Genomic DNA, 8,619 nt, shown 5'->3' on the forward strand with positions numbered 1-8,619 from the left:
CGCGGACCGCCGCCCGCCGTCCGGCATCGGCCTGGCCGGGCACGGCGTCCTCGCCCACGTCGACCCCTCGGCCCGCCCGGCGGCCCTGCGCGACGTGGAGTGCCTGTGGCTGACGGCGATGACGGAGTCCGTCGGCTGCCTCTACTTCTCCCTCACCGGCTACACGGAGGAGGCCCGCGCCCGCGCGGACACCCTCGGCATCCCCCTGTTCACCCTCGACCGCACGGGCGCGATCATCCCGGCCAACACGCCGGCGGACGAGATGAACGAGGGAGAGGTGTGAGGGGGGCGGGGATGCGAACCGGGGGGGCGCCTCCCAGGCATGCGGGGCGGAAACCTGACGGTGCCACGCAGGCGTGCGCGGGTGAGCCGGCGACGCCTCTCCGGCTTGCGCGGGCGGAAACCCAGCGACGTCCCCGGGCGTACGCGGGCGGAAACCAGCGGCGCCTCCCAGGCGTGCGTGGGTGATACTCGGCGGATGCGTATCCGTCTCGCCGGGGCGGTCGAGCTCCCCCGGCTTCAGGACATCGAGCGGGCCGCCGGTGAGGCATTCCGGGGGCTCGGGATGGAACGGATCGCCGAGGACGAGCCGCCCGGGCTGGACGTGCTGGAGGAGTACCGGCGGGCGGGGCGGCTCTGGGTCGCCGTCGACGACCGGGACCGGGCCGTCGGCTATCTGATGGCCGAGCCCGTGGACGGGGCGCTGCACATCGAGCAGGTGTCCGTACACCCCCGCGCCGCCCGCCGGGGAGTCGGCCGGGACCTCCTCGCGTACGCCGCCGACCGGGCGCGGGAGGAGGGGCTGGCCGGTCTCACACTGACCACGTTCGCCGAGGTGCCGTGGAACGCGCCGTACTACGAGCGCCTCGGCTTCCGCACCCTGGAGGACGCCGACCTCACCCCGGGCCTGCGCGAGATCCGCGCCCACGAGGCACGGCTCGGCCTGGACCGCTGGCCCCGGGTCTGCATGCAACGTCCGCCGGCTTGAACGACCCGCACACTGCTCTGTCGGTTCGAGTCGAGGCGGGGCTGCGGATGGCGGCGCCGACTCCCGGAGGGTGTGGGAGCCGACGCCGCCTGGGGCGGGGCCGTGTTACGGGGTGACGCAGCCGATCGAGCCGGCCGGGAGGTCGTTGCCGGTCGAGGTGGCCGTGAAGCCGAAGGTCACGCTGCCGTCCGGTGCGATGGTCCGGTTGTGGTCCGCGTTCCGGACGGTGACCGTGCCGTCGGTGCCGGTACTGAGCGTGCCGTTCCACACCTGGCTGATCCTGGTGCCGTCGCCCGGCTTCCAGCGCACGGCCCAGCCGTTCTGCGGTGCCGTGTTGTGGTTCATCACCTCGACGGAACCCTGGAAGCCGCCGTTCCAGGAGTTCGTCACCGAGTAGACGGCCATGCACCCGGTGTGCGGGTCCGTGGGCGTCGGGGTCGGCGTCGGCGTCGGCGTTCCGCCCGAGCCGCGGATGCCGGTGACCTCGCCGTTGCCGCCGTCGAAGACGATGTCGGAGCAGGAGAAGAAGTTCTCCTGGCTGTCCGAGCGCACCCACTGAATGAACATCACCGCGTCACCGGAGCGCCCCGAGGGCAGCTTCAGGTCCCAGTAGTAGTGCCCGGACTCGCTGCCCACCGAGCCGGACTGCGGCGGGTCGGTGACCGTCTGGACCAGCTCCAGGTCGTCCCAGCCCAGGGGCTGGGTGGGCGAGTAGCCGGGCTTGGACACGTACACCCGGAAGTCACCGGGGTGCGCCGCCCAGTTGCTGTACTTCACCTTGACCGTCGCCCCGGAGGTCAGATGGGTGCGGGGCCAGTCGGCGCGGGCCGCGTTGTAGCCGGTGAAGTCGTACGGGGAGCGGTCGCCGGCGCTGCACAGCTTGCCGTCCGGCACATAACCGGCGCCGCGCCCGCCCGCGTTGGAGTCGAGCACCGCGAACCAGTTGTACAGCGCCGTCGCACCGCTCTCGGCGAGCGCCGCCTCGCAGGCCGGGTTGGTCGGGTCGAGGGCGCCGGTACTGGTCTTGGCGTCCAGCCAGCACAGGTAGGTGCGCGATCCGGGCATCATCGCCACGCCGTGCGCCTGCGCGCTGCCCTGCCCGAGTAAGGCGAGGCCGAGTCCGCTGAGCAGGGTGGCCAGCACCGCCGCCCAGGAGAGGAGGCGGTTTCTGTGTCGAGCCATGGTGTCTGTCTCCTGTTCGTTCGTCGTGTGCCGTGTCCGTTCAGGTGGGGCCGGGTGAGGTTCGTGTCATGTCATGTGACGGTGCAGGCCGCGCCGTTCAGGGTGAAGCCGGCCGGTTCGGCGAAGGCGCCGCCGTACGTGCCCTGGAACCCGAACGTCTGCGTACCGCCCGCCGCTATGCGCGCGTTGTGTGCGACAGGGCTCGCGGTCACCGCGCCCGACGCCCCCGACAGGGGCGCGTTCCATGCGTTGGTGACCCGCTGTCCGGACGGCAGGGTGAACCCGAGTTTCCAGCCGTCGACCGCGGTGGAACCGGTGTTCTTCACCGTCACGTCGGCGGTGAAGCCGCCCTGCCAGACGTTGGTGTCGTACGCCACCTGGCAGGCCGCCGCCGGATCGCCCGGGTCGCCGGGGTCGCCCGGGTCGGTGCCGCCCAGGTTGACCGTGGAGGAGAAGGAGTTCACCGCGAGCCCGGCGCCGTTCTGCCACGGCTCGAACCCGGCCTGAATGCTCGTCAGGTACCAGTCGCTCCCGGCCATGCCCCGGGCCACGGCCTGGTCGACGAAGTCCATGACGTCGAAGCTCCAGCTGGCGATCGCCGACGGGGCGACGAAGGAGATCACCTCGTTGGAGCCGTTGCTGCCGGTCCACACCTCCCAACTGCGGCCCCCGACACTGGCGGTGCCGACGGGGGAGCCGATCGGCTGGATGGGGCCGACCCGGTTGAACCAGATCATGATCTCGGTCCGGTTGACGCCGTCGGTGCGGGGCGTCGGGTCCAGCCAGATGTCGTACGAGGCGTTGAACACGGCGTCGGAGACATAGCCGTAGGAGATGCTGCTGGGCGCGCTGGAGATGCCGCTCACCCGGGCGGGGAGGTTGGTCCCGGGCGAACAGTTGGTGTAGTGGCAGCCGTTGAAGACGGACGGGTAGGACTTCGGGGCGCCGTTGGTCGGCACGGAGCCGTCGGCCTGTGTGACCCGGAAGCCGGTGTCCGTGGCGGTGACGCACTGGGGGGAGCTGGTGCCCCAGCGGTTGTTCTGGACGACGTAGCGGCCCTGGATCACGGTCGTTCCGAAGGGCTCGCAGAGCGTGGTGTCGGCCTGGGCGGGGACGCTGCCGGTCAGGAGCGCCGCCACGGTGGCGAGAGCGGTGAGCAGCGCGCCGGCCAAGGCGCGGACGGTGCGGAGGCGTTGCGGTGACGATCGCATGCGGGGGGCCTCTCTCCGAGGGAACCGGACTCGACAGGGGGATGCTGCGGATCTGGGGTTCGGGAGCGCTCCCGTCTCCCCACTGATGGGAGCGCTCCCATCCCACCGGTTTCGGACGTGACTGTAGGAGTGGTTCATGTCCCTGACAACCCTGTGCGCGTGAATCGGTCGAGGGGCTTTCGAAGGGCCAGGTCAGCGTGGGCGGACACGGCTCGGGCGATCAATGAGCCTTCTCAGCAAAGGAGTTGGGAGCGCTCCCGAAAGTTGCGAACGGCTGGACGGCCGAACGGCTCACGCCGACTCCCGCACCACCAGCCGCGTCCGCAGAATCACATGCCGCCACGCGACCTCCGGCTGCTCCATTTCCTCCAGCAGCAGCCGGACCATCGTGCGCCCGATCTCCTCCAGGGGCTGACGGACCGTGGTCAGCGGCGGGTCAGTGTGCTCGGCCAGCTGGAAGTCGTCGAAGCCGATGACCGCCACGTCGTCGGGGACGCGGCGGCCGGCCGCACGGAGCGCGGTCAGGGCGCCGACGGCCATGGTGTCGGAGGCGGCGAGGACGGCGTCCACCTCCGGGTGCCGTCGCAGGAGTTCGGTCATCGCACGGCGGCCGGCCGCCTCGGTGAAGTCCTCGCCCTCGACCACGAAGGAGTCGTCGGCCGCGAGTCCCGCCCGGGACAGGGCCTGGCGGTAGCCGCGCAGGCGGCACTGGGCGACATACATGTCGAGCGGGCCGGTGAGGGCCGCGATCGAGCGCCGCCCGCCGCGCAGCAGATGGTCCACCGCCTCCCGAGCGCCGCCCACGTTGTCCGCGTCGACGTAGGTGATCTGCTCGTCGCCGGAGCGGCGGCCCAGCAGCACGGTGGGCAGGCCCGCCTCGGCCAGCATGTCCGGCAGCCGGTCCTCGGCGCGTACGGACATCAGCAGCACGCCGTCCACCCGGCCGCCTCGCGCGTACTCCACGAACCGCCGCCGCTCACCGTCCGTGCGGACCAGGGTGAGCAGCAGCTGGACGGACGTGTCGGTCAGGGCGTCGCCCACGGCCCTGACCGTCTCGGAGAAGAACGGCTCGCCGAACAGCCGCCAGTCCCGCTCCGTCATCACCAGCGCCACGGCGTCGGCCCGCCGCCCGGCCAGCGAACGCGCGGCGAGATTGGGCACATAGCCCAGCTCGGCGATGGCCTTCTGCACCGTGCGGCGCGTCGACTCCTTGACGCCCGCCTCGTTGTTGACGACCCGGGAGACCGTGCCCCGCCCGACCCCCGCGAGCGCGGCCACTTCCTCCAGTGTGGGCGTCGTGCCCGGCCGCCGTCTGCCCATGTCCACCCCCCAAGGGCGTCCGATCTTACGGGCCTTGGACCTCGCGATCGAACGCCCCGGCGGTCCTCAGGAGCCGTACCTCTCGCGCAGCTCGACCTTCCGCACCTTTCCGGACACCGTCATCGGGAAGGAGTCGAGGATCTGCAGCCGGCTCGGGATCTTGTAGTGGGCCAGCCGGCCGTCGCAGTACGCCCGCAGCTCCTCCAGCGTGGGCGGGTCGGCCGGGTCGCGCGGGATGACGCAGGCCAGGACCTCCTCGCCGTACCGCTCGTGCGGGACGCCGACGACCTGGACGTCCCGGATCTTCGGGTGGCCGTACAGGAACTCCTCGATCTCGCGCGGGTAGATGTTCTCGCCGCCCCGGATGATCATGTCCTTGATGCGGCCGACGATCTCGACGTACCCGTCCTCGCGCATCACCGCGAGGTCGCCGGTGTGCATCCAGCGGCCGGCGTCGATCGCCTCCGCCGTCTTCCCGGGCTCCTCCCAGTAGCCGAGCATCACGCTGTAGCCACGGGTGCACAACTCGCCTGCGGTGCCGCGCGGTCGGGTCACCCCGGTCGCCGGGTCGACGATCTTGACCTCGATGTGCGGCAGGACGCGGCCGACGGTGCCGGTGCGGTGTTCGAGGTCGTCGTCCCGCCGGGTCTGCAGGGACACCGGGGAGGTCTCGGTCATGCCGTAGCAGATGGAGACCTCCGCCATGTGCATCTCGGCGACCACCCGCTTCATCACCTCCACCGGGCAGGGGGAGCCCGCCATGATGCCGGTGCGCAGGGAGGACAGGTCGTAGTCGGCGAAGTCGGGCAGGTTCAGCTCGGCGATGAACATGGTCGGTACGCCGTACAGCGAGGTGCAGCGCTCCTGCTGGACCGCGCGCAGGGTGGCCGCCGGGTCGAAGGAGGGCGCGGGGATGACCATGCAGGCGCCGTGGGAGGTGGCCGCCAGGTTGCCCATCACCATGCCGAAGCAGTGGTAGAAGGGCACGGGGATGCACACTCGGTCCTGCTCGGTGTAGGCAATCAACTCCCCCACGAAGTAACCGTTGTTGAGGATGTTGTGGTGGGAGAGCGTGGCGCCCTTGGGGAAGCCGGTGGTGCCCGAGGTGTACTGGATGTTGATGGGGTCGTCGCAGGACAGGTCCGGGTAGGCGGGGTCGGGGGTCGCCCGCGCGATCAGCGCCTCCCAGCTCGGGTCGCCGATGTACACGACCTCGCGCAACTCCGGGCAGCTGCCGCGCACTTCCTCGGCCATCGCCCGGTAGTCGCTGGACTTGTGGCTGAGCGAGGCGATGAGCAGCCGTACGCCGGACTGCTTGAGGACGTACTCCACCTCGTGCGTGCGGTACGCCGGGTTGATGTTGACCATGATCGCGCCGATGCGGGCGGTGGCGTACTGGACGAACACCCACTCGGGGCAGTTGATCGCCCAGATGCCCACCCGGTCGCCCTTGGCGATCCCGGAGGCGAGCAGCGCGGACGCCAACTCCTCGACTCGAGCGCCGAATTCGGCGTAGGTCCAGCGCCGCCCGGAGGGGACGTCGACGAGTGCCTCGCGGTCGGGCCAGGTGGCGACCGCGCGGTCCAGATTCACGCCGATGGTGTCGCCGAGCAGGGTCGTCGCGCTGGTGCCGTGGGCGTAGGAGAGCTGGGTCACCGGAAGTCCTCCTCGCGGTACTCGTTCGCGGACCCGGCCGCCGTCGCCTCGCGCAGCTCGATGCGGCGGATCTTGCCGGACACGGTCTTGGGCAGGTCGCCGAACTCCAGGCGGCGGATCCGCTTGTAGGGGGCGAGCACGTCGCGGGAGTGCTCGAACAGCACCTTCGCGGTGTCGGGGCCGGGCTCCCAGCCCTCCGCGAGCACGATGTACGCCTTCGGCACGGCGAGGCGCAGCTCGTCCGGCGCGGGCACCACGGCCGCCTCGGCGACCGCCTCGTGCTCCAGGAGCGCGGACTCCAGCTCGAACGGGGAGATCTTGTAGTCGGACGCCTTGAACACGTCGTCCGCCCGGCCGACGTAGGTGATGTAGCCGTCGGCGTCGCGGGAGCCGATGTCGCCGGTGCGGTAGTAGCCGCCGGCCATCGCCTCGGCCGTGCGGTCGGGGTCGCCGTGGTAGCCGGTCATCAGGCCCACGGGGCGCTCGGACAGGTCGAGTGCGATCTCGCCCTCCGCCGCTCCGGGCGCGCCCGAGACGGGGTCGAGCAGCTCGACCTTGTAGCCGGGGCTGGGGCGGCCCATGGAGCCGGTCTTGAGGACTTGGCCTGGGCTGTTGGAGACCTGTACGGCGGTCTCGGTCTGCCCGAAGCCGTCGCGGATGGTCACGCCCCAGGCGCGGCGCACCTGTTCGATGACCTCGGGGTTGAGGGGCTCGCCGGCGGCGACGACCTCGCGGGGCGGGGTGCGCAGCTGGGTCAGGTCGGCCTGGATGAGCATGCGCCATACGGTCGGCGGGGCGCAGAAGGTGGTGACGCCGGCCTTGTCCATCTCGGTCATCAGGCGGGCGGCGTCGAAGCGGGTGTAGTTGTGCAGGAAGACGGTCGCCTCGGCGTTCCAGGGGGCGAAGAGGTTGGACCAGGCGTGCTTGGCCCAGCCGGGCGAGGAGATGTTGAGGTGCACGTCGCCGGGCTTCAGGCCGATCCAGTACATGGTCGCCAGGTGCCCGATGGGGTACGAGACGTGGGTGTGCTCGACGAGTTTGGGGCGGGCGGTGGTGCCCGAGGTGAAGTACAGCATCAGCGGGTCGTCGGCGAGGGTGGGCCCGTCGGGCGCGTAGTGCTCGGCGGCGCCGTACGCGTCGGCGTAGGGCAGCCAGCTGTCCCCGGCTCCCTCCCCCACCGCGACGCGGGTGTAGTCGCCGGGCACCTCGTCGAACTTGGCGGCGTCGGCGGCGCGGACGATCGCGTGCTTGACGCGGCCCCGGTCGACGCGGTCGCGCAGGTCGGCGGGGCCGAGGAGCGGGGTGGCGGGGATGACGACGGCGCGCAGTTTCATCGCGGCGAGGGCGGTCTCCCACAGTTCGGCCTGGTTGCCGAGCATGACGAGGATCCGGTCCTCGGCGGCGACGCCCTGCTGGCGCAGCCAGTTGGCCACCTGGTCGGAGCGGCGGGCGAGGTCGGCGAAGGACAGCCGGGTCCGGCCGCCGTCCTCCTCGACGAGGTGCAGCGCGGTGCGGTCGTTGCCGTCCGCGATCACGTCGAACCAGTCGAGCGCCCAGTTGAACCGCTCGGGCCGGGGCCACCGGAACCCCGCGTAAGCGGCGGCGTAGTCCTCCCGATGCTCCAGCAGGAAGTCCCTGGCCCTGCGGAACTCCTCGGTCGCGGTCATTGTGTCCTCCTCGGTACCCGAACCTTGCCGACCAGCTCAGTGCCATCGTGTAATCCGTGATGCAGGTCTCACTACCCCCGAACGGGGGTGTGCGCCCGCACGGGAGCCGCGGTGGAGGGGCGAACAGGTGACAGGTGACCGGATGACGACGGTCGACGGCTCGGCCGAGATCCGCGGTGCGCTGGTGCGGCTGCGGCGCGCGACCGGCCTGCCGGTCGCCTTCGGCGGTCTGGTGGAGCCCGGGCGGCGGCAGATGCGCATCAGCGAACTCAGCGGCACGGCGACGCCCGCGCTGAGCGCGCTCGCGGTGACCGCGGGCAACGGTCTCGGCGGCAAGGCGGTGGCGCTCGCCCGTCCGTGCGCGGTGACGGACTACTCGGCGTCGCGGCAGATCAGCCACGAGTACGACGGCCCGGTCGCCGCCGAGGGCCTGCGGGCCGTCGTCGCCGTCCCGGTCGTCGTACGGCGGCGGGTGCGGGGTGTTCTCTACGGCGCCCTGCGCTCGGCCCAGCCGCTCGGCGACCGCACCCTGGGCCTCGCGGTGCAGGCGGCGCGGGACGTGGAGCAGGCGCTGGTGGTGCGGGAGGAGGCGGGC

Annotated in this window: 7 protein-coding genes and 1 pseudogene; 3 read left to right on the forward strand and 5 right to left on the reverse strand. The window is 71.6% G+C overall.

What is annotated here, in order from left to right; genetic code table 11:
• Both N4P33_RS29055 and N4P33_RS29060 read left to right on the forward strand, forming a co-directional pair.
• Nucleotides 1-283: pseudogene (locus N4P33_RS29055) on the forward strand (hypothetical protein); the annotation flags it as partial.
• 195 nt (nt 284-478) lie between these two features.
• A complete protein-coding gene (locus tag N4P33_RS29060) occupies nt 479-988 on the forward strand; it encodes a GNAT family N-acetyltransferase (protein ID WP_260829859.1) in 510 nt (169 codons plus the stop codon).
• 105 nt (nt 989-1,093) lie between these two features.
• On the opposite strand, the gene N4P33_RS29065 is transcribed toward N4P33_RS29060, so the two are convergent.
• The 5 genes from N4P33_RS29065 to N4P33_RS29085 all read right to left on the reverse strand — a co-directional run bounded on the left by N4P33_RS29065 (nt 1,094) and on the right by N4P33_RS29085 (nt 8,024).
• Nucleotides 1,094-2,170: a lytic polysaccharide monooxygenase gene (locus tag N4P33_RS29065; protein WP_260829860.1), complete on the reverse strand. Its 1,077-nt coding sequence runs from the start codon at nt 2,168-2,170 to the stop codon at nt 1,094-1,096.
• A 71-nt stretch (nt 2,171-2,241) separates the two neighbouring features.
• Complete coding sequence (locus N4P33_RS29070) at nt 2,242-3,381, reverse strand: GH12 family glycosyl hydrolase domain-containing protein (protein WP_260829862.1); 1,140 nt, start codon at nt 3,379-3,381, stop codon at nt 2,242-2,244.
• A gap of 291 nt (nt 3,382-3,672) precedes the next feature.
• Nucleotides 3,673-4,701, reverse strand: a complete 1,029-nt coding sequence (locus N4P33_RS29075; RefSeq protein ID WP_260829864.1) for a LacI family DNA-binding transcriptional regulator — start codon at nt 4,699-4,701, stop codon at nt 3,673-3,675.
• A 66-nt stretch (nt 4,702-4,767) separates the two neighbouring features.
• Nucleotides 4,768-6,357 carry an AMP-binding protein gene (locus N4P33_RS29080; protein WP_260829866.1) on the reverse strand — a complete coding sequence of 530 codons (1,590 nt, stop codon included), beginning with the start codon at nt 6,355-6,357 and terminating at the stop codon, nt 4,768-4,770.
• Entirely contained in the window at nt 6,354-8,024 is a 1,671-nt protein-coding gene (locus tag N4P33_RS29085; protein ID WP_260829868.1) for an AMP-binding protein, read from the reverse strand. Before N4P33_RS29085 ends, N4P33_RS29080 begins: the two co-directional genes overlap by 4 nt.
• Before the next feature lie 142 nt (nt 8,025-8,166).
• Here N4P33_RS29085 and N4P33_RS29090 point away from each other — a divergent pair.
• The coding region (locus tag N4P33_RS29090; RefSeq protein ID WP_260829870.1) for a GAF domain-containing protein at nt 8,167-8,619 on the forward strand (453 nt) is incomplete at its 3' end.

Source organism: Streptomyces sp. 15-116A, from assembly GCF_025290915.1.
Taxonomy (GTDB): Bacteria; Actinomycetota; Actinomycetes; order Streptomycetales; family Streptomycetaceae; genus Streptomyces.